Below are 21174 nucleotides of genomic sequence, written 5' to 3'. Positions count from 1 at the left end.
GGTCGCTGCTGGCAGGCCGTCCGCCGGTAGGGATCGAGCCCGTGCCTGCCACACTGACCGAATGGGAACAAAGCAGCGCGCAGACATCGTCATGTCCGAGTCTGAAATCGCCAACTTCGTCACCACCAGTCGCACCGGCACACTGGCCACGATCGGGCCGGACGGCCAGCCCCACCTGACCGCGATGTGGTACGCCGTGGTCGACGGCGAGATCTGGCTGGAGACCAAGGCCAAGTCACAAAAGGCCGTCAATCTCAAACGGGATCCGCGGGTGAGCTTCCTGCTCGAAGACGGCAATACCTATGACACGTTGCGCGGGGTTTCCTTCGAGGGTGTCGCCGAGATAATCGACGATCCCGAGGCGCTGCACCGGGTGGGGGTCAGCGTGTGGGAACGCTACACCGGGCCCTACACCGACGACGTGAAGCCCATGGTCGACCAGATGATGAACAAACGCGTCGGCGTTCGGATCCTCAGCCACCGAACCCGATCCTGGGACCACCGCAAGCTCGGACTGCCGCCCATGCCGGTCGGAGGCAGCACCGCGCCGGCTGTGCTGGGTACCGGTCGGACCGACCGGTAACGCACTTGTTCTGTTGTAGCCCCGATGGGATTCGAACCCACGCTACCGCCGTGAGAGGGCGGCGTCCTAGGCCGCTAGACGACGGGGCCAGAACCAATCCGAGCAGTCAGCATAGCTCACCCGGATAAGCCCACCTAATCGCTTGCACTGGTGGGCTTTTGCTGGGGTACCAGGACTCGAACCTAGAATGGCTGAACCAGAATCAGCTGTGTTGCCAATTACACCATACCCCATTTTGGCCTAAAACAGCTGGTCAGAGCGGATCTGCGAGATTTACCCGCATCGCGACCCCACTACTGCCAACCATTGTCGGCCGACGTGCACACTACCAAAGACTCAGCCGGTATTGCGCATGGCGCCTTCGATTCTCGTCACACTAGGGCGAACCGACCTGATCGCGCGCCGATCGGAGCCTGCCCAAACTGCGTTCGCGGCCGAGCAGTTCCATTGATTCAAACAGCGGCGGGCTAACCGTGGTGCCGGTGGCGGCAACCCGGATCGGGCCGAACGCCTTGCGCGGTTTGAGGGCCATACCCTCGATCAACGCGGTCTTGAGGGCCGCCTCGATGTCAGCAGTGGTCCAGTCGGCCGCACCGTCAAGCGCCGCGATAGCGGCGTCTAGCACTGGGCCGGCGTCGGGCCCCAGCTCCTTGGCCGCGGCTTTGGGGTCGATCGCGTACCGGTCGTCATTGAGGAACTTCAGCAATGCCCACGCATCCTCGAGTACCACGATGCGGGTCTGCACCAACTCCGCGGCGACGGCGAACGCCGCGTCGTCCAGCGCGAGCTGATGGCCGTGGGTATCCAGGTACGCGCGCAATCTGGCGGTGAAATCCGCGACGTCGAGCATCCGGATGTGCTCGGCATTGATCGCGTCAGCCTTCTTCTGATCGAAGCGCGCCGGGTTGGAATTCACGTCGGCCACATCGAACGCGGCCACCATCTCATCCAGGCTGAACAGATCGTGGTCATCGGCGATGGCCCAGCCGAGCAGCGCAAGGTAGTTGAGCAAGCCTTCGGGAATGAAGCCCCGGTCGCGGTGGGCAAACAGATTGGACTGCGGGTCCCGCTTGGAGAGCTTTTTGGTCCCCTCCCCCAATACCGTTGGCAAGTGCGCGAATTCCGGAACGCGCTCGGCAATCCCGATGCGCATCAGCGCCTGGTATAGGGCGATCTGGCGCGGCGTGGACGGCAGCAGGTCCTCGCCGCGCAGCACGTGGGTGATCTTCATTAGCGCGTCGTCGCAGGGGTTGACCAAGGTGTACAACGGATCTCCGGTTGCCCGGGTCAACGCGAAGTCGGGCACCGAGCCCGCCGCGAAGGTGGTCGGCCCACGCACCAGGTCATGCCAAGCCAGATCGGCATCGGGCATCCGCAGCCGCACCACTGGCTTACGGCCTTCGGCCAGGTAGGCCGCGCGCTGGGAATCGGTCAGCTGACGGTCGAAGTTGTCGTAACCCAACTTGGGGTTGCGGCCGGCGGCGATGTGGCGGGCTTCGACCTCCTCGGGCGTCGAGAAGGCGTAATAGGCCTCACCCGCCGTCAACAGCTTGGCCACCACGTCGTGATAGATCTCGGTGCGCTGCGACTGCCGATAGGGCCCGTAGGGCCCGTCCACCTCGGGCCCCTCATCCCAGTCCAAGCCCAGCCAGCGCAACGCGTCGAGCAGGGCGAGATAGCTTTCCTCACTATCGCGTGCGGCATCGGTGTCCTCGATGCGAAAAACAAAGGTGCCACCGGTGTGCCGGGCATAGGCCCAGTTGAACAGCGCGGTGCGAACCATTCCAACATGAGGGATACCGGTGGGCGACGGGCAGAATCGGACCCGGACGCTGGATGAAGTCACGACTTTCCTTTACGGACTACGGGGTTGGTCAGGGTGCCGATCCCCTCGATGGTGATGGAGACGGTGTCACCGTCTTCGATGGGACCGACCCCCGCGGGTGTTCCGGTGAGGATGAGATCACCGGGCAGCAATGTCATTACCGCCGAGATCCACTCCACGATGGCACCCACATCGTGGATCATCAGCGAGGTACGCGCGTGCTGCTTGACCGCACCATTGACTTCGGTGCGCAGTTCGAGGTCGGCAGGGTCGACATCGGTAACGATCCATGGCCCGACCGGACAGAATGTGTCATGGCCTTTGGCCCGGGTCCATTGCCCGTCGGATTTCTGCTGATCGCGGGCGGACACGTCATTGCCGATGGTGTAGCCGAGGATGTTGTCGACCGCCTGCGCGGCCGACACGTCCTTACACGGCCGGCCGATCACAATCGCCAGTTCGCCTTCGAAGTGGACTGGTGATGCGTTGGCGGGCAACCGAATCGGCACGTTCGGACCGACGATCGCCGTGTTGGGCTTGAGGAATATCACCGGATCCGCCGGCGTCGGACCGGTTTGGCCGCCCATCTCCGCGATGTGATCGGTGTAATTCTTGCCGACACAGACCACCTTGCTGGCAAGTATCGGGGCCAGCAGCCGCACATCGGCCAACGGCCACGAGCGGCCGGTGAAGTTCGGCGTCCCGAAAGGGTGCTCCGCGATCTCCCGGGCGGTCATCGCACCCGGATTGTCTAACTCGCCTTCGATGCTGGCGAAGGCGACCCCGTCAGGGCTGGCAATACGTCCAAGGCGCATTCGGATGAGCCTAGCGGGGCGACGATTCGGGCTGGCACGGCCCGATGAGAAGCCCCGCAATCCCACCTAGCGGGGCGACGATTCGGGCTGGCACGGCCCGATGAGAAGCCCCGCAATCCCACCTAGCGGGCCTGGGCGCGCTGCGGCCCGGCGATCCTACTGGAAAGCGATTCGATGGCGCCCTGCGCCGAGTCCGCCGATCCCGCTGCGCCACCCGACAGCGCAGAGGTGTGCAAGCATTAGCTAGTGCCTGATGAGTCGAGCGCCACACAGGAACTGAGTCTTTCCGCGCGGTGGTGGATTGTGATCGTCTCGCTGATCGTCACAGCAAGCTCATTTCTATTCATCAACGGTGTCGCCTTCCTGATCCCCCGGTTGGAAAACGCGCGCGACACCCCGCTGGCCGAGGCGGGTCTGCTGGCCTCGATGCCCAGCTGGGGCATGGTGGTAACGCTGGTCGCCTGGGGCTATGTGTTGGACCACGTCGGCGAGCAGATCGTGATGACCGTGGGCTCGGCGCTCACCGCGATCGCCGCCTATGCCGCGGCATCGGTGGATTCGCTGTTGTTGATGGGCATCTATCTGTTCCTCGGCGGCATGGCGGCCGCCAGCTGTAACAGCGCCGGCGGCCGGTTGGTGTCGGGCTGGTTTCCGCCCCATCAACGTGGGTTGGCGATGGGTATCCGTCAGACGGCGCAACCACTGGGAATCGCCCTAGGTGCGCTGGTGATCCCCGAGCTGGCCGAACACAGCATTCACAACGCGTTGATGTTTCCCGCTGCCTTTTGCACGATCGCCGCGGTAGCCAGCCTGGTCGGCGTGGTCGACCCGCCCCGCAAGTCCCGCAAGGTGGCCAGCAAGGAAGAACTTGCCAGCCCGTATCGGGGTTCGGTGGTGTTGTGGCGAATTCATGCGTCCTCGGCGCTGCTGATGATGCCCCAGACCGTGACCGTCACGTTCATGCTGGTTTGGCTGATGAATCATCACGGCTGGCCGGTTGCCACTGCCGGAATCCTGGTGACCGTCTCGCAGCTGCTGGGCGCGCTGGGCCGCATCGCGGTAGGCCGCTGGTCCGACCGCGTGGGTTCGCGGATGCGACCGGTGCGCGTCATCGCGATCGCGTCGGCCGCCGCCCTGTTCCTGCTCGCGCTCGTCGACGACGAGGGCTCCCGGTATGACGTCCTACTGATGATCACGATCACGGTGATCGCAGTGCTCGACAATGGGCTGCAGGCAACCGCGATCACGGAATACGCCGGGCCGTACTGGAGCGGACGCGCATTGGGCGTTCAAAACACCACTCAGCGCCTGATGGCGGCCGCCGGGCCTCCCATCTTCGGTGCGCTGATCACCACGGCTGCCTACCCACTGGCCTGGGGACTGTGCGGGTTGTTCCCGCTGGCAGCGATACCGCTGGTTCCCACCCGGCTACGTCCGCCCGGGTTGGAGCCTAGAGAGCGGCCGCAATCCGCTCGCCGACTGCGGCGGTGGCAAGCCGTTCGTTCCCGCGAGTTGCCAAGTAACCCTCGACCGCCCGATCCACCCGGCTAGCCGCGTCGTCCAGGCCCAGGTGGGCAAGCAGCAGCGACACCGACATGATGGCCGCGGTCGGATCGGCGATGCCCTGACCGGCGATATCGGGCGCACTTCCGTGCACCGGCTCGAACATCGACGGGTTGGTCCGGGTCGCATCGATGTTTCCGCTGGCGGCCAGGCCGATTCCACCGCACACGGCCGCCGCCAGGTCGGTGATGATGTCGCCGAACAAGTTGTCGGTGACGATCACGTCAAAGCGGCCGGGATCGGTAACCATGTGGATGGTCGCCGCATCGACGTGCTGGTAGGCCAACTCGATATCGGGATACTCTTCGCCGATCTCCTGCACGGTCCGCCACCACAGCGAGCCCGCAAAGGTCAGCACGTTGTTCTTGTGCACCAGGGTCAGGTGCTTGCGCCGCCGCATGGCTCGTTCGAAGGCGTCCCGCACCACTCTGCGCACCCCGAAGGCGGTGTTCACGCTGACCTCGGTGGCAACCTCATTGGCCGTGCCGACCCGAATCGCGCCGCCGTTTCCGGTGTAAGGGCCTTCCGTTCCCTCACGCACCACCACGAAGTCGATCTCGGGATTGCCCGGCTCCAACGCCAACGGGCTCTTCACTCCCGGATACAGCCGACCCGGACGAAGATTGATGTGGTGGTCCAGCTCGAATCGAAGCCGTAGTAGCAGACCCCGCTCGAGCACGCCGCTGGGCACCGACGGGTCACCGATCGCGCCCAACAAGATGGCATCGTGCTCGCGTAACTCCGCGATCACCGAATCCGGCAATATCTCGCCGGTGGCATGAAAACGCCGTGCACCCAGGTCATAGTTCGTCTTCTCGACACCCGGCTGGACCACGTCGAGGACCTTGACCGCTTGGGCCACCACCTCGGGACCGATCCCGTCACCGGCAACGATCGCTAATTTCATCGGTATCGCTCTCCTGCCCCCACGTCGTTTCGCGCCACGCCGTCACCGCTGCGGCTCACGAGAGATCGACCACTTCAAGCCTGTTGGCGCCCACCGCGGCGGCGATGGCCGAACGCACGTCCTCAGGCACATCCTGGTCCAGGCGCAGCAGAACGGTGGCGCCCGGGCCCTCCACGTCCTCGGAGAGCTGCGCGGCATGGATGTTCACCCCGGCCGCACCCAGCAGCGTGCCGATCTTGCCCAAAGCCCCCGGCTGGTCGACGTAGTTGACGATCAGGTTGGTCCCCTCGGCCCGCAGGTCGAAGTGCCGGCCGTTGATCTGAACGATCTTGTGGGTCAACTGCGCGCCGTACAACGTGCCCGAGACGCTCACCACCGAGCCGTCCGCCCCGACGACACGCACGTCGACGACGCTGCGGTGGTTGGGGCTCTCGGAGGCCTTGCTGATCTCGACGGAAACACCGCGTTCGGCGGCCAGCGCCGGCGCATTGACGAAGGTCACCGGGCCTTCGACGACCGCCGAGAACAGACCGCGCAGTGCCGACAGCTTGAGCACCTCGACGTCTTCAGACGCCAGCTCGCCACGGGCCTGAACCGACAGCGACACCGGTGGTTCATCGGACAGCGCGGCGGCCAGTACCCCGAGTTTGCAGGCCAGATCCAGCCACGGGGCCACCTCCTCGTTGACCGCACCACCGGCGATGTTCACCGCGTCGGGAACGAACTCACCGGCCAGCGCCAGCTTCACGCTGGCGGCGACGTCGGTTCCGGCCCGGTCCTGGGCCTCGGCGGTGGAGGCCCCCAAATGCGGTGTGACCACGACCTGCGGTAGCTCGAACAGCGGGCTGTCGGTGCACGGTTCGGTGGCGAACACGTCGAGCCCGGCCCCACGGACGTGGCCGCTGGTGATGGCCTCCGCCAGCGCTGACTCGTCGATCAATCCACCGCGTGCGGCGTTGACGATGATGACGCCGGGCTTGGTCTTGGCCAGCGCCTCCTTGCCGAGCAGGCCGGCCGTCTCGGGCGTCTTGGGCAGGTGCACCGAGATGAAGTCGGCACGGGCCAGCAGGTCGTCCAGGGGCAGCAGCTCAATGCCCAGCTGAGCCGCGCGCGCGGGCGACACGTAGGGGTCGTAGGCGACCACATGGGCACCGAACGCCTCGACGCGCTGTGCGACCAACTGCCCGATCCGGCCCAGACCCACCACCCCGACGGTCTTGCCGAAGATCTCCGCACCGGAAAACGATGACCGCTTCCAGGTGTGCTCGCGCAATGAGGCGTCGGCGGCCGGGATCTGGCGAGCGGCGGCCAGCAGCAGCGCCATCGCGTGCTCGGCGGCGCTGTGAATGTTGGAGGTGGGAGCGTTGACCACCAGCACACCGCGCGTGGTAGCCGCATCCACGTCGACGTTATCCAGCCCCACGCCGGCGCGCGCGACGATCTTGAGCTTGGTCGCCGCGGCAAGTACCTCGGCGTCGACCGTGGTGGCCGAACGCACCAACAACGCGTCGGCCTCGGGCACCGCGGCCAGCAGCTTTTCCCGGTCAGGACCGTCCACCCAGCGCACCTCGACCTGGTCTCCCAGGGCAGCGACTGTTGATTGAGCAAGTTTGTCGGCTATTAACACAACAGGGAGGTTCACGCGGCCAGCGTAGTCGGCTGTAATCATGGGGTGGACGTCACCGTCGTCGGCAGCGGGCCCAACGGGTTGACCGCAGCGGTGATCTGTGCTCGTGCAGGTCTAAGAGTGCAGGTCATAGAGGCCCAACAGACCTTCGGTGGCGGCGCCCGCACGGCAGCTGACTTCGAATTTCCCGGAGTCCTGCACGACGTGTGCTCAGCGGTGCACCCACTGGCGCTGGCGTCGCCGTTTTTTGTCGAGTTCGATCTGGCCGCCCGGGGCGTGCGGCTGGCCGTGCCGCACATCTCCTATGCCAACCCGCTGCCGGACCGCCCAGCGGCGATCGCCTACCGCGATCTGCGGCAAACCTGCGCCGAACTCGAGCATGGCCCATCCTGGGAGCGCTTGCTGGGCCCGCTCGTAGAGAACTGCGACGCCGCGGTCGATTTGCTACTCGGCGACAAGCGGTCGGTACCCACCGCGCTGCGCCCCGCCATGCATCTGGGTCTACGCGTGCTGGCGCAGGGCACCCCAGCATGGCGCGGACTCGCTGGCGAAGATGCCCGCGCATTGTTCACCGGCGTTGCTGCCCACGCTATTTCGCCGCTGCCTTCGCTGGTGTCGGCCGGCGCGGGGCTGATGCTGGCCACCCTGGCCCATAGGGTCGGCTGGCCCATCCCGATCGGCGGCAGCCAGGTGATTACCGACGCGCTGATCGCCGATCTGCGCGCGCACGGCAGCGAGCTGACCGCCGGGATCGAGGTGACCGAACCGCCCCAGGGCGTCGCCGTCTTCGACACCGCACCCACGGCATTGCTGCAGGTGTATCGGGACACGATCCCCAACCGGTACGCGACCGCATTGCGCCGGTACCGATTTGGATCCGGGGTAGCCAAGGTCGACTTCGTGCTCAACGGCGACATCCCGTGGTCGGATTACCGGATCGCGACGGCCCCGACATTTCACCTCGGCGGTACCCGCGAGCAGATGGCGCACGCCGAAGCAGAAATCGCCGCCGGGCGCCACGCCGATTGGCCGATGGTGCTGGCGTCCTCGCCCCACACGTCCGATCCCGGCCGCGTCGACGACGGCGGCCACCGACCATTTTGGACCTACGCCCATGTGCCGGCGGGGTCTTCCGTCGATGCCACCGAGGCGGTGTGTCGTGTCGTCGAACGGTTCGCGCCCGGCTTCCGTGACGTCGTGGTGGCGGCTCGCAGCGTGCCCGCGGCCGCGATGGCCGCGCACAACGCCAACTACGTGGGCGGCGACATCGCGGTGGGGGCAAACTCCGTCTGGCGAGCGATGGCTGGCCCCACCCCACGGCTAAATCCTTGGCGCACGCCGATTCCGAAGGTGTACCTGTGTTCGGCCGCAACCCCACCCGGCGCCGGGGTCCATGGCATGGCCGGCTACTACTGTGCGCGCACGCTCTTGCGTCGCGAGTTTGGGATTGCCGAAATGCCTAAGCTATCGCTATGACAAAACTCGCGGTCATTTACTACTCGGCCACCGGCCACGGGACAACGATGGCGCGGCACGTCGCCGCCGCGGCCGAGTCCGCCGGCGCCGAGGTACGGGTGCGACACGTCGCCGAAACCCGCGACCCCGATTCGTTCGCCCACAATCCCGCGTGGTCGGCCAACTACGAAGCGACCAAAGGCCTTCCGGCTGCCACCGGAGACGACATCGTGTGGGCCGACGCGGTCATTTTCGGTTCACCCACCCGTTTCGGATCGGTCGCGGCACAGCTGCGCGAGTTCCTCGACTCACTCGGCGGGCTGTGGGCCGAAGGCAAGCTGGCCGACAAGATCTACGCGGCCTACACCTCAACCAACACCGCCCACGGCGGCCAAGAGACCACCCTGCTCACGCTGTACGTCACGCTGATGCATTTCGGGGGCATCATCGTGGCGCCGGGATACACCGACGCGCTCAAGTTCGTCGACGGCAATCCCTACGGAGCGAGCCTGGTGGCCACCCACGACAACATCACCGACATCGACGAGCCGACCGCCAACGCTTTGGACCACCTGGCGCGCCGCGTGGTGCGCACCGCCGATCGGCTCGCCTCCGGCTAAGCCCGGACGCCGAGCGTCACGCCAGGGTGACGGTCGACGCCGAGCGCCACGCTGGTGTGACGCTCGGCGCCGTGAGCCGCAAAGGGCTAGGCCGTCTCGGTGATCGGGCGGTCCACCCAGCTCATCAGGTCGCGCAGCTTCTTACCGGTGACCTCGATCGGGTGCTCGGCGTTCTCCTTGCGCAGCGCCTCGAGTTGCTTGTTGCCGCCCTCGACGTTGGCGACCAGCTTCTTGACGAAGTCGCCGTTCTGGATGTCGCGCAGGATGGCGCGCATCCGCTCCTTGGTGCCCGCGTCGATCACGCGCGGACCGGACAGGTAGCCGCCGAACTCCGCGGTGTCCGACACCGAGTAGTTCATCCGGGCGATGCCGCCCTCGTACATCAGGTCGACGATCAGCTTGAGCTCGTGCAGCACCTCGAAGTAGGCCATCTCCGGCGGGTAGCCCGCCTCGACCATCACATCGAAACCGGTCTTCACCAGTTCCTCTGTGCCACCGCATAACACGGCCTGTTCGCCGAACAGGTCGGTCTCGGTCTCGTCTTTGAAGGTGGTCTTGATGACGCCGGCCCGAGTGCCGCCGATCGCCTTGGCATAGGACAACGCCAGCGCCTCACCCTTGCCGGTCGGGTCCTGGTCGACCGCGATCAGACACGGCACGCCCTTGCCGTCGACGAACTGACGGCGCACCAGGTGGCCGGGCCCCTTCGGGGCCACCATGGCCACGGTGACGTCGGCCGGCGGCTTGATCAGGCCGAAGTGGACGTTGAGGCCGTGACCGAAGAACAAGGCGTCACCAGGCTTGAGGTTGGGCTCGATGTCGTTGGCAAAGATCTCGGCCTGGGCGGTGTCGGGTGCCAGCACCATGATGACGTCAGCCCACTCGGCCACCTTGGCCGGCGTATCGACCTCGATGCCCTGCTCCTCGACCTTGGCCCGCGACTTCGAGCCCTCTTTGAGCCCGACCCGCACCTGGACACCCGAGTCGCGCAGACTCAGCGAGTGCGCATGTCCCTGGCTGCCGTAGCCGATCACACCGACCTTGCGGCCCTGGATGATCGAAAGGTCGGCGTCATCGTCGTAGAACATCTCCAATGCCTGGGATGACACGTCTGCCACGTGAATATCTCCTTCTTACTTGTCTTTTCGAAACGTACGAATTTACTTGGCGGCGGTGCCGATGCCGCGCGGACCGCGGGACAACGCCACCATTCCGGACTGGGCGATTTCGCGGATGCCGAACGGCTCCAGTACTCGAAGCAACGCTTCCAGCTTGCCGCGGTCACCAGTGGCCTCGATGGTCAGCGATTCCGGCGATACGTCAATGATCTTGCCACGGAACAGATTTACCGCTTCAATCACCTGACTGCGGGTGCCCGCATCCGCCCGAACCTTGATCAGCGCCAGTTCCCGGGCCACCGAGTGGTCGTCATCCTGCTCGATGATCTTGATGACGTTGATCAACTTGTTGAGCTGCTTGGTGATCTGCTCGAGCGGAGTCGCCTCGGCGGAGACCACGATGGTCATCCGTGACATGTCCTTCTGCTCGGTAGCACCCACAGCCAACGACTCGATGTTGAAACCACGCCGCGAGAACAGCGCCGCGACGCGCGCCAACACACCGGGCTTGTCTTCGACCAGCACCGACAAGGTGTGAGTCTTCGTGCTCATCAGGCGTGCCCTTCGCTCTCGTCGTCGAACAGCGGGCGGATGCCGCGGGCCGCCTGGATCTCGTCGTTGCTGGTTCCGGCGGCAACCATCGGCCAGACCTGCGCATCGGCACCGACGATGAAGTCGATGACCACTGGCCGGTCACTGATCTCCCTGGCCTGGTTGATCACGTCGGCGACATCTTCTTCTCGCTCGCAACGCAATCCCACACAGCCCAGGGCCTCGGCCAGCTTGACGAAGTCTGGGATGCGGTGTGAGTGGGTGGCGAGGTCGGTTTGTGAGTAGCGCTCCTCGTAGAACAGACTCTGCCACTGCCGCACCATGCCCAGGTTGCCGTTGTTGATCAGTGCGACCTTGATCGGGATGCCCTCGATCGCGCAGGTGGCCAGTTCCTGATTGGTCATCTGGAAGCATCCGTCGCCGTCGATCGCCCAGACCTCGGTGTCGGGCAGCGCGATCTTGGCACCCATGGCCGCCGGGATGGCGAAGCCCATCGTGCCCAGCCCGCCGGAGTTGAGCCAGGTGCGCGGCTTCTCGTACTTGATGAACTGCGCCGCCCACATCTGGTGCTGCCCGACTCCGGCGACATAGATGGCGTCCGGGCCGGCGATCTCGCCCAGCTTCTCGATCACGTATTCCGGGCCCAGGCTGCCGTCACTTTGAGGTCCGTAGCTCAGCGGATACGTCGCCCGCACACCCTCCAGGTACGCCAGCCATTCGGACATCTCGATGTTGCCCGGAATGTCGTAGTGGCGCAGCATCGCGATCAGCTCGGTGATAACGGCCTGAACGTCACCCACGATCGGAACATCGGCGTTGCGGTTCTTGCCGATCTCGGCAGGGTCGATGTCGGCGTGGATCACCTTGGCCTCGGGGGCGAAGGAGTCGAGCTTTCCGGTGACCCGGTCGTCGAAGCGGGTGCCCAGGGCGATCAGCAGGTCGCTGCGCTGCAGGGCCGCCACCGCGGCCACCGTGCCGTGCATACCCGGCATGCCCATGTTCTGGCGGTGGCTGTCAGGAAACGCGCCACGCGCCATCAGGGTGGTGACCACCGGAATGCCGGTCAGTTCGGCCAACTCGGCCAGCTGCTCGGTCGCCTCGCCACGAATGACGCCGCCGCCCACGTACAGCACGGGCTTGCGCGCGGCCCCGATCAGCTTGGCGGCCTCACGGATCTGCCGGTTGTGCGGCTTGGTGTTCGGCTTGTAACCCGGCAGATCCATCTGCGGCGGCCAGCTGAACGTGCACTGGGCCTGCAACACGTCCTTGGGGATGTCGACCAGCACGGCGCCGGGGCGCCCCGAGGCCGCGATGTGGAAGGCCTCGGCCAGCACCCGAGGGATGTCGTCACCGGTGCGAACCAGGAAGTTGTGCTTGGTGATCGGCATCGTGATGCCAGAGATGTCGGCTTCCTGGAAGGCGTCGGTGCCGATCAACCCGCGGCCAACCTGACCGGTGATGGCGACCACCGGGATCGAGTCCATCTGGGCGTCGGCCAGCGGAGTCACCAGGTTCGTCGCGCCCGGGCCCGAGGTCGCCATGCACACCCCGACCTTGCCGGTGGCATGCGCGTAGCCGCTGGCCGCGTGACCGGCGCCCTGTTCGTGACGGACCAGCACGTGACGTAGCTTCTGCGAGTCGAACAGCGGGTCATACACCGGCAGGACGGCACCGCCGGGAATCCCGAAGATGATCTCGACGTCGAGTTCTTCCAGCGACCGGATGACCGACTGGGCGCCGGTAAGCTGCTCCGGTGCAACATGTTTCGAGTGAACCGGCGAGGAGTTCACGCCAGCTGCCACGCCGCGCTGCTGCGGCTCTGATGTCGGGGAGTGTCGCTTGGTTGGTGCGCTCACTGTCCTTCTAGTCCTTTGTCCCGCTTCGCTGTCGAAGTCTCGTTGGTTAGGCAACAAAAAACCCCCGTCAGCTCAGCTGCTGCACGAGGGTTGCGCGTTGGTGCTCGATTGACCTAGTCAGGCAACAACGCGCCGACCAAGTACTACAAGCTTTCCGGGGGTTCCGGCGGTATCCATAGCGTCTGACGGTAGCCTTCGCACAGCTCAACCGTCAAATCCGAGGCCTCGAGCTGGTGCTCACCGTCGGCTTCGGCGCCGGTCCGCACCGGCGCCACCGCCCCGACATGGCCAGACGGACCCGATTGCGCGGCGATGGAATGATACGAGGGTGACTACTCAAACGGCGGTGGTGATCAGGGTGTCGCCCATTGCGCACCTTGCGGTTGGCTTTGCGACGCTGGGTCTGCTGATACCGGTGCTGGCCTGGCCGCCAAGCGCTCCGCTGCTCCTTCTCCCGGTGCTGGTTTCGGCGCTGATCATCCGGCTGCGGACGGTCGCCGACGAGAACGGGGTGACCGCGCGGACATTGCTGGGCAGTACCACCGTGGCCTGGGATGACATCGAAGGTTTGCGGTTTAACCGCGGTTCCTGGGCGCGGGCCCAACTCAGAAATGGCGGTGAACTGCGGTTGCCCGCGGTTACCTTCGCGACTCTGCCGCAGCTGACCGAAGCCAGCTCAGGGCGCGTCCCCAATCCGTACCGGTGAGGCCGGGCTCAGGCGACTGGATTCACGCCGTTGAGCAACACCCATATCGCGATACCGGCGGCGATGCCCGTTAGCAGGGCGACGAAGGACCCGATGAACGGCCGGTGCGCCCAGCCGCGGCCCGCGTCGAGGCCATAGCGGCCGGGACCGCTCAGGATGACGGCGACGGCCATCACAACCAGGGTGATCTGGTACTCATGGCCGTCGGGCAGGAAGTAGGAGAACTGTGAATACGGCCGCGCCGAAACGTTGGCGAGCGTGCCGTTGATCAGGAAGGCCAGTGCGCCCGCCCCGGCCAGCGGCGTGAACAGGCCCAGAACCAGCAGCACTCCCACGACGATCTCGCCGCCGGCGCCTACGTAGGCCAGGATGTCGGCATGCTGAAAGCCCACATCTGAGAGCGAGTTCTTGAACGCGGTCACCCCGGAGCCGCCCCACCAGCCGAACAACTTCTGCAATCCATGCGCGATCAGCACCGCCCCCAGCCCAACCCGCAGGATCAGAAGGCCGAAGTTTTGGGTCCCGCGCCGGCTGGCGGCGCGTATCCGCTCGTCGTCCTCGTCCATGTCCAGAGCTGCGGGCGTCGCCGGGATGTGGCGCGCGCCCGGCTGGGGCTGGACGTAGGGCAACGGTTCCTGCGCGTCCATCAGGTTGTATCCCGAAGGCACAGCTCCGGAGTTAGTCGGGTCGTAGGGCGGGATGACGGTGGTGGTTCCGGCGCTGCCAAAGTCACTCGAGTACTTCGCAGGGGTTAAGTCGTCTTCGGGGTCGACCAGGCTCGCCGTGACGGGGCGTCCCGGGATCGGTCCAGGGGAATCGTCCGGTCGTTGCCAACGTGAGTCATTCGAACTGGTCACTCGTGCCAGGGTAAGGGCAACTAGACCTGAATTGGGGATTTGAGCGGCGCTTTCGCCTGTTAAATCCGCACTTCGTACCCGACGGGTCCGCCGGTACCCTCAAATCGGCCCTCAGCCGAGGGACCGCGGTCATCCAAACCAGTGCGGCGGGCCTCTGAGCACAACCGCCTCGACGGCGCACGGTGGCGGCCGGTGGCGGCGCCGCAGACAATGTCCGTAGCCTGTCGGTCATGCGGATACGGCGGTCGATTCGGTACGCGCTCGCTGCGTTGTGCGCGGTGACGTTGGTATCGAGCGGCTGCGCGCGGTTCAACGACGCCCAATCCCAGCCGTTCACCACCAACCCCGAACTGCGGCCTCAGCCCAGTTCGACGCCTCCTCCCCCGCCGCCGCTGCCTCCGACACCATTCCCCAAGGAATGCCCGGCCCCCGGAGTGATGCAGGGCTGCCTGGACAGCACCAGCGGCTTGATCATGGGCTTGGACAGCAAGTCCGCACTGGTGGCCGAGCGCACCACCGGCGCCGTCAAGGAGGTGTCGGTCAGCGCAGAACCCAAGGTGAAGGTGGTCATCCCGGTCGACCCGGCCGGTGATGGCGGCTTGATGGATATCGTGCTCTCGCCGACCTATTCGCAGGACCGGTTGATGTACGCCTACATCAGCACGCCCACCGACAACCGGGTGATCCGCATCGCCGACGGCGACGTCCCCAAGGACATCCTGACCGGTATCCCCAAGGGCCCCACCGGCAATACCGGCGCGTTGATCTTCACCAGCCCCACCACGCTGGTCGTCATGACCGGAGACGCGGGTAGCCCAGAGATGGCCGCCGATCCCAATTCGCTGGCGGGCAAGGTGCTGCGGATCGAGCAGCCCACCACGATCGGGCAAGCCCCGCCCACCACGGCGCTGGCCGGCATCGGCTCGGGGGGCGGCATGTGCATCGACCCCGTCGACGGCTCGCTCTACATCGCCGATCGCACGCCGACCGCGGATCGGTTGCAGCGCATTACCAAGAACTCAGAGGTTTCCACGGTGTGGACCTGGCCGGACAAACCCGGCGTGGCCGGGTGCGCGGCGATGGACGGGACCGTGCTGGTCAACCTGATTGAAACCAAGCTGACGGTGGCGGTCCGGCTCGCGGCGTCGACCGGGGCAGTCACCGGTGAGCCGGATGTGGTGCGCAAAGACACGCACGCACATGCCTGGGCATTGCGCATGTCACCGGACGGCAACGTCTGGGGCGCCACGGTCAACAGGACCGCCGGCGATGCCGAGAAGCTTGATGACGTGGTGTTTCCGCTGTTCCCGCAGGGCGGCGGATTCCCCCGCAACAACGACGACAAGACCTGACGATCGGGCCCCTACTAGGGCGCGACTAAGGATAATCGAGGGTGAATCGCACGCCGTATCGGCGCGTCACCTCAGCGGGTTTGTGGAACCGGGTCGGCTCCTCCTGGCCGGGTTCGAAGTCTTCAACATCGAGGTCGGACAGGTAGAGCAGTTCTTCCGGGGCATCGGGAGCCCAGACAGCAATCGGCTCCAGCAGGTAGGCCACGTGGTCGCCAACGTCGCTGCGGCTCAAGATCCTGCCGACGAACCACGCGGCAGCATCGTCGAGAATCGGCATGCCGTAGGGACCGGCGCGCCACGAGCAACGTTCGAATTTGTCAGCCTCCTCGCCCGCTTGGCTGCCGAAGAGTTCGGCCAGGGCCTGGTGCCGACGGGCCAGCACGTGCACCGCGACACAGTCGGAGCGGCTCGCCGGCTCCACCATGCGGCTGGTGGTGGGCATCCCGATCATGAAACTTGGTGGCTGCACGCTGGTCTGGGTGGCAAAACTGACCAGACAACCCGACGGGACCGCGTCGGCCTGGGTTGTCACCACAAACACCGGCGCGTCCAGCATCGCCATCATGTCTTCGAACGGTTCACCGACCACATCAACATCATGGATGCACAACGCCGGTTGTGACACTCTTTCTCACGATTGGTCAGCGAACACTCAGCGAGGCTAGGCCTGGCCGCAGGCCACCAGCACCAACTCCCGCACCCGAGCCGCATCGGCCTGGCCGCGGGTGGCCTTCATCACCGCCCCGACGATCGCGCCGGCGGCCGCGACCTTGCCGGCGCGAATCTTTTCCGCCACTTCCGGATTGGCGGCCAGGGCCTCATCAACCGCCGCCTGGGTCAACGAATCGTCGCGGACCAGTTCCAGGCCACGGGCGGACATCACCTGGTCGGGCTCACCTTCCCCGGCCAGCACGCCCTCCACGACCTCGCGGGCCAGCTTGTTGGACAACTTGCCCGCTTCCACCAATGCCACGACGGCCGCGACCTGAGCCGGGGTGATGGCCAATTCGTCCAGGCCGATGCCGGCCTCATTGGCCTTTTGCACAAGGAAGTTGCCCCACCACGAGCGCGCCTCCTTGCTCGAAGCGCCATGCGCAATGGTCGCGGCCACCAGGTCCACCGCGCCAGCATTGACCAGATCGCGCATCACCTCGTCGGAGATGCCCCACTCTTGCTGAATTCGCTTGCGGCTCAACCACGGCAATTCGGGAATGGTGTGGCGCAATTGCTCCACCAATTCGCGGCTGGGTGCGACGGGCTCCAGGTCGGGCTCGGGGAAGTACCGATAGTCCTCCGCCGTCTCCTTGACCCGTCCCGGGCTCGTGTAGCCGGCCTCGTGAAAGTGCCGCGTCTCCTGGGTGATTTGCCCACCGGCCTCCAGGACGGCAGCTTGGCGCTGCATTTCGTAGCGGACGGCAACTTCAACGCTCTTGAGCGAGTTGACATTCTTGGTCTCGGTCCGAGTACCGAATTCCGCTGCGCCTGAAGGCTTTAGCGACACATTCGCATCGCAGCGCATCGAACCCTGATCCATTCTCACGTCGGATACGTCCAATGCCCGCAATAGGTCTCGCAACGCCGTCACATAGGCCCGCGCGACCTGTGGTGCCCGCGCACCGGCACCTTCGATGGGCTTGGTGACGATTTCGATGAGCGGCACACCGGCGCGGTTGTAGTCGATGAGCGAGGTCGTCGCTCCGTGGATACGGCCCGTCTCGCTGCCGAGGTGGGTGAGTTTGCCGGTGTCCTCTTCCATGTGGGCACGTTCGATCTCTACCCGCCAGGTGCTGCCGTCTTCGAGCGGCGCTTCAAGGTAGCCGTTGATGGCGATCGGCTCGTCGTACTGCGAAATCTGGTAGTTCTTGGGCATGTCCGGGTAGAAGTAGTTCTTCCGCGCGAAGCGACACCAGGGAACGATCTCGCAGTTGAGCGCCAACCCGATGCGAATCGCCGACTCGACAGCGACCTGGTTGAGCACCGGCAACGATCCGGGCAGACCCAGGCAGACCGGGCAAACTTGCGTGTTGGGCTCGGCGCCGAACGTGGTCGCGCAGCCGCAGAACATCTTCGTCGCGGTGGACAGCTCCACGTGTACCTCGAGGCCTAGCACCGGATCGAAGCGTGCAATGACCTCGTCGTAATCGAGCAGCTCAGCGCTAGTGACCGTCATGTCGTTCGATCCTAGTGGTGGTCGCGAAACCGGCGAAGCCGGGCGAAGCGGGCCACCACCGACCCGCCCCGTGGTGGTCGCGAAACCGGCGAAGCCGGGCGAAGCGGGCCACCACCGACCCGCCCCGTGGTGGTCGCGAAACCGGCGAAGCCGGGCGAAGCGGGCCGGCCTCAGCCGAAGAACTCAGCGGCGTCGTCGTAGCGGCTCTGCGGTACCAGCTTGAGCTGTCGAACGGCGTCGGCCAGGGGTACGCGGCCGATGTCCTGACCGCGCAGCGACACCATCTGGCCGTATTCGCCCGCATGTGCGGCGTCAGCGGCATTGACGCCGAACCGGGTGGCCAGCACCCGGTCGTAGGCCGTCGGCTGTCCGCCCCGTTGCACGTGGCCCAGCACGGTCACCCGGACATCCTTGTTGATGCGCTTTTCCACTTCCCAGCCGAGCTGAGCGGCGACACCGGTGAATCGTTCGTGACCGAATTCGTCGAGTCCGCCCTCGCGCAACTGCATCGAGCCCGAAACGGGCTTGGCGCCCTCGGCGACCACACAGATGAAGTGCGAATCGCCTCGCTGGAAGCGCTGTTTGACCAGACGACACACCTCTTCGATGTCGAAGGGCTGCTCAGGGATGAGCGTCATGTGTGCGCCAGATGCCAGCCCGGAGTTCAGCGCGATCCAGCCCGCATGCCTACCCATCACCTCGACCAGCATCACCCGCTGGTGGGACTCCGCGGTGCTGTGCAGCCTGTCGATGGCCTCGGTTGCCACCATCAAGGCCGTGTCGTGGCCGAAAGTCACATCGGTGCAGTCGATGTCGTTGTCGATCGTCTTGGGCACGCCGACCACCGGAACGTTCTCTTCGGACAGCCAGTGCGCCGCGGTCAGCGTGCCTTCGCCGCCGATCGGGATGAGCACGTCAATGCCGTTGTCGTCTAACGTCTGTTTGATCTGGGGCAAACCGGCCCGCAGTTTGTCGGGGTGTACGCGGGCGGTGCCGAGCATCGTTCCGCCCTTGGCCAGCAGCCGGTCGTTGCGGTCGTCGTTGCGCAACTGCAGCCGCCGGTTCTCCAGCAGCCCGCGCCATCCGTCCTGAAATCCGACCACCGATGAGCCGTACCGGGCGTCGCAAGTACGCACCACCGCCCGGATCACCGCATTCAGCCCTGGACAGTCGCCGCCTCCCGTGAGAACTCCAATCCGCATGCCTTCATCTTGCCTGGGGCGGCGACCATTGGCGCGAGCAGACGCAAAATCGGCCGAAATAGGCTGGATTGGCGCGATTCTGTGTCTGCTCGCGCGGAATCAGATGGCGCTGGGTAGCGGGCCTCGGGCGGCCTCGTAGGCCGCGCCCACCCGGTAGAGCCGGTCGTCGGCCAACGCCGGCGCCATGATCTGCAGCCCCACCGGCAGCCCGTCATCCGGAGACAATCCCGACGGCACCGACATGCCGCAGTGCCCCGCCAGGTTCAGCGGCAGCGTGCACAGGTCGAACAGGTACATCGCCAGCGGATCGTCGACCTTCTCCCCGAGCGGAAACGCGGTGGTCGGGGTCGCCGGCGAAACCAACACGTCGACCGATCGATAGGCCTCGTCCAGATCGCGGGCGATCAGGGTGCGAACCTTCTGCGCCTGGTTGTAGTAGGCGTCGTAGTAGCCCGCCGACAACGCGTACGCGCCGATCATGATGCGGCGTTTGACCTCGGGCCCGAACCCGGCGGCCCGCGTCATGGCCATCACCTCTTCGGCGCTGTGGGTCCCGTCATCGCCGATCCGAAGCCCGTAGCGCATCGCGTCGAAGCGCGCCAGGTTGCTCGACACTTCCGACGGCAGGATGAGGTAGTAGGCGGCCAGCGCATGGTCGAAGTGCGGGCAGTCGACCTCGCTCACCTCGGCGCCAAGCGCGGTCAGCTGCGCTACCGCGGCCTCGAACGAGGCCAGCACTCCGGGCTGGTAGCCGTCGCCCCGCAGCTGCTTGACCACCCCGATGCGCACGCCGCGCAGGTCACCGGACGCGCCGGCCTTGGCCGCGCCGACCACATCGGGTATCTCGGTTTCCAAAGAGGTGGAGTCCTTGGCGTCGTGACCGGCGATCACCTGGTGCAGCATGGCGGTGTCCAGCACGGTGCGCGCGCACGGCCCCCCTTGATCCAGGGAGGAGGCACAGGCCACCAGCCCGTATCGGGAAACGGTGCCGTAGGTGGGTTTGACACCGACTGTCGCGGTCAGCGCGGCCGGCTGGCGGATCGACCCGCCGGTGTCCGAGCCGATGGCCAGTGGAGCCTGGTAGGCGGCCAAGGCCGCGGCGCTACCACCGCCGGAGCCGCCGGGTACCCGGTCGAGGTTCCACGGGTTGCGGGTCGGGCCATAGGCGGAGTTCTCCGTCGAGGAGCCCATCGCGAACTCGTCCATGTTGGTCTTGCCCAGAATCGGGATTCCGGCCGCGCGGAGCCGCAGGGTGAGCGTGGCGTCGTACGGGGAGCGCCAGCCTTCGAGGATCTTGGACCCGCAGGTGGTGGGCATGTCGACGGTGGTGAACACGTCTTTGAGCGCCAGCGGCACCCCGGCCAGCGCCGACGGCAGCCGCTCCCCCGCGGCCAGGGCGGTATCGACGGCCGCCGCCGCAGACAGCGCCTCGTGCGCCCCGATGTGCAGGAAGGCGTGGTACCTGTCATCGGTCGCCTCGATCTGGTCCAGGCAGGCCTGAGTCAGCTCGGTCGCGGACACCTCTTTTGCGGCAATCTTGGCGGCCAGCGTGGCGGCGTCGGATCGGATGAGGTCGGTCATTCGCTATCCCCCAGAATCTGCGGAACGGCGAAGCGGCCGTCAACCGCTGCGGGCGCCTCGGCCAGCGCCTCTTCCTGCGTCAGACACGGCGCCGTCTGGTCTGCGCGCATCACGTTGACGTCTTTGAGCGGATTATCGGTGGCTTCGACGCCGGTGACGTCGACGGCCTGGATCTGGCTGACGTGCGTCAGGATGGCGTCGAGTTGACCAGCGAAGCTGTCAAGCTCATCTTCGGTCAACGCCAGACGGGCAAGCCGGGCCAAGTGGGCCACCTCGTCGCGGGAGATCTGGGACACGAGCGAAAAGCCTAACCGCGCCCGTCGGGCCGGTTTCACGCCCGTCACCGAATGCGACGCGATGCCCGTCTCCCGAGCAGTTCGAGGCG

The 21174-nt window shown here is 65.8% G+C and carries 19 protein-coding genes and 2 tRNA genes; 6 read left to right on the top strand and 15 right to left on the bottom strand.

The annotated features are described in order from the left end of the window. The first annotated feature begins 61 nt into the window (after positions 1-61). Positions 62-583, top strand: a complete 522-nt coding sequence (locus CCUG20998_RS08150) for a PPOX class F420-dependent oxidoreductase (protein WP_020728177.1) — start codon at positions 62-64, stop codon at positions 581-583. Between the two features lie 16 nt (positions 584-599). Here CCUG20998_RS08150 and CCUG20998_RS08145 read toward each other — a convergent pair. The 4 genes from CCUG20998_RS08145 to CCUG20998_RS08130 form a co-directional block, all read right to left on the bottom strand. Then, positions 600-672 (bottom strand) — tRNA-Glu (locus CCUG20998_RS08145). A 72-nt stretch (positions 673-744) separates the two neighbouring features. Beyond that, positions 745-816: transfer RNA gene (locus CCUG20998_RS08140), tRNA-Gln, on the bottom strand. A gap of 143 nt (positions 817-959) precedes the next feature. Next, a complete protein-coding gene (gene gltX / locus CCUG20998_RS08135; RefSeq protein ID WP_081650982.1) occupies positions 960-2429 on the bottom strand; it encodes a glutamate--tRNA ligase in 1470 nt (489 codons plus the stop codon). Further along, positions 2426-3223 (bottom strand): fumarylacetoacetate hydrolase family protein, encoded by a 798-nt coding sequence (locus tag CCUG20998_RS08130; protein ID WP_012393533.1) that lies wholly within the window; start codon positions 3221-3223, stop codon positions 2426-2428. Before CCUG20998_RS08130 ends, gltX begins: the two co-directional genes overlap by 4 nt. A 276-nt stretch (positions 3224-3499) precedes the next feature. Here CCUG20998_RS08130 and CCUG20998_RS08125 point away from each other — a divergent pair, with 276 nt between their 5' ends. Beyond that, positions 3500-4774, top strand: a complete 1275-nt coding sequence (locus CCUG20998_RS08125) for an MFS transporter (RefSeq protein ID WP_172607271.1) — start codon at positions 3500-3502, stop codon at positions 4772-4774. Here CCUG20998_RS08125 and CCUG20998_RS08120 read toward each other — a convergent pair. Together CCUG20998_RS08120 and serA are read right to left on the bottom strand one after the other, a co-directional pair. After that, a complete protein-coding gene (locus tag CCUG20998_RS08120) occupies positions 4674-5693 on the bottom strand; it encodes a 3-isopropylmalate dehydrogenase (protein ID WP_020728174.1) in 1020 nt (339 codons plus the stop codon). The two genes, CCUG20998_RS08125 and CCUG20998_RS08120, sit on opposite strands and share 101 nt — an antisense overlap. Positions 5694-5748: 55 nt before the next feature. After that, positions 5749-7335, bottom strand: a complete 1587-nt coding sequence (serA, locus tag CCUG20998_RS08115) for a phosphoglycerate dehydrogenase (protein ID WP_012393530.1) — start codon at positions 7333-7335, stop codon at positions 5749-5751. 30 nt (positions 7336-7365) lie between these two features. Between serA and CCUG20998_RS08110 the strand changes: the two genes are divergently transcribed. Together CCUG20998_RS08110 and wrbA are read left to right on the top strand one after the other, a co-directional pair. Further along, positions 7366-8796 carry a phytoene desaturase family protein gene (locus CCUG20998_RS08110; RefSeq protein ID WP_020728173.1) on the top strand — a complete coding sequence of 477 codons (1431 nt, stop codon included), beginning with the start codon at positions 7366-7368 and terminating at the stop codon, positions 8794-8796. After that, positions 8793-9395, top strand: coding sequence for an NAD(P)H:quinone oxidoreductase (wrbA, locus tag CCUG20998_RS08105; RefSeq protein WP_020728172.1), 603 nt, complete (start codon positions 8793-8795; stop codon positions 9393-9395). Before CCUG20998_RS08110 ends, wrbA begins: the two co-directional genes overlap by 4 nt. 86 nt (positions 9396-9481) lie before the next feature. Here wrbA and ilvC read toward each other — a convergent pair whose 3' ends face one another. The 3 genes from ilvC to CCUG20998_RS08090 all read right to left on the bottom strand — a co-directional run bounded on the left by ilvC (position 9482) and on the right by CCUG20998_RS08090 (position 12921). Beyond that, positions 9482-10483 (bottom strand): ketol-acid reductoisomerase, encoded by a 1002-nt coding sequence (gene ilvC, locus CCUG20998_RS08100; RefSeq protein WP_036455777.1) that lies wholly within the window; start codon positions 10481-10483, stop codon positions 9482-9484. A gap of 72 nt (positions 10484-10555) precedes the next feature. Beyond that, positions 10556-11065 (bottom strand): acetolactate synthase small subunit, encoded by a 510-nt coding sequence (ilvN, locus tag CCUG20998_RS08095; protein WP_011740020.1) that lies wholly within the window; start codon positions 11063-11065, stop codon positions 10556-10558. Then, on the bottom strand, positions 11065-12921 hold the full coding sequence (locus CCUG20998_RS08090) for an acetolactate synthase large subunit (protein WP_036455350.1): 1857 nt from the start codon (positions 12919-12921) through the stop codon (positions 11065-11067). The genes ilvN and CCUG20998_RS08090 overlap by 1 nt, the downstream gene beginning before the upstream one ends. Before the next feature lie 346 nt (positions 12922-13267). On the opposite strand from CCUG20998_RS08090, the gene CCUG20998_RS08085 reads away from it, so the two are divergent. Then, entirely contained in the window at positions 13268-13627 is a 360-nt protein-coding gene (locus CCUG20998_RS08085) for a PH domain-containing protein (RefSeq protein ID WP_373120878.1), read from the top strand. Between the two features lie 8 nt (positions 13628-13635). Here the strand turns inward: CCUG20998_RS08085 and CCUG20998_RS08080 are convergent, their stop codons facing one another. Then, positions 13636-14484, bottom strand: coding sequence for a DoxX family protein (locus CCUG20998_RS08080; protein WP_020728168.1), 849 nt, complete (start codon positions 14482-14484; stop codon positions 13636-13638). A gap of 230 nt (positions 14485-14714) precedes the next feature. Between CCUG20998_RS08080 and CCUG20998_RS08075 the strand changes: the two genes are divergently transcribed. Next, the gene (locus CCUG20998_RS08075; RefSeq protein ID WP_099052701.1) at positions 14715-15836 is read left to right on the top strand and encodes a PQQ-dependent sugar dehydrogenase; all 1122 of its coding nucleotides are present in this window, start codon (positions 14715-14717) and stop codon (positions 15834-15836) included. 25 nt (positions 15837-15861) lie between these two features. Here CCUG20998_RS08075 and CCUG20998_RS08070 read toward each other — a convergent pair whose 3' ends face one another. The 5 genes from CCUG20998_RS08070 to gatC all read right to left on the bottom strand — a co-directional run bounded on the left by CCUG20998_RS08070 (position 15862) and on the right by gatC (position 21085). Next, a complete protein-coding gene (locus tag CCUG20998_RS08070) occupies positions 15862-16461 on the bottom strand; it encodes a flavin reductase family protein (protein ID WP_036455343.1) in 600 nt (199 codons plus the stop codon). 36 nt (positions 16462-16497) lie between these two features. Further along, a complete protein-coding gene (gene gatB, locus CCUG20998_RS08065) occupies positions 16498-18006 on the bottom strand; it encodes an Asp-tRNA(Asn)/Glu-tRNA(Gln) amidotransferase subunit GatB (RefSeq protein ID WP_020724633.1) in 1509 nt (502 codons plus the stop codon). Between the two features lie 170 nt (positions 18007-18176). Beyond that, positions 18177-19208: an ATP-dependent 6-phosphofructokinase gene (locus CCUG20998_RS08060; protein ID WP_011740013.1), complete on the bottom strand. Its 1032-nt coding sequence runs from the start codon at positions 19206-19208 to the stop codon at positions 18177-18179. 99 nt (positions 19209-19307) lie between these two features. Continuing rightward, on the bottom strand, positions 19308-20789 hold the full coding sequence (gatA, locus tag CCUG20998_RS08055) for an Asp-tRNA(Asn)/Glu-tRNA(Gln) amidotransferase subunit GatA (protein WP_020728165.1): 1482 nt from the start codon (positions 20787-20789) through the stop codon (positions 19308-19310). Beyond that, a complete protein-coding gene (gene gatC, locus CCUG20998_RS08050) occupies positions 20786-21085 on the bottom strand; it encodes an Asp-tRNA(Asn)/Glu-tRNA(Gln) amidotransferase subunit GatC (RefSeq protein WP_011740011.1) in 300 nt (99 codons plus the stop codon). Before gatC ends, gatA begins: the two co-directional genes overlap by 4 nt. Positions 21086-21174: the final 89 nt, after the last annotated feature.

It is taken from the genome of Mycobacterium marinum (assembly GCF_003391395.1).
Lineage (GTDB): Bacteria > Actinomycetota > Actinomycetes > Mycobacteriales > Mycobacteriaceae > Mycobacterium > Mycobacterium marinum.
Note: the sequence above shows the minus strand (reverse complement) of the source record. Positions and strands in the feature narration are given on the sequence as shown.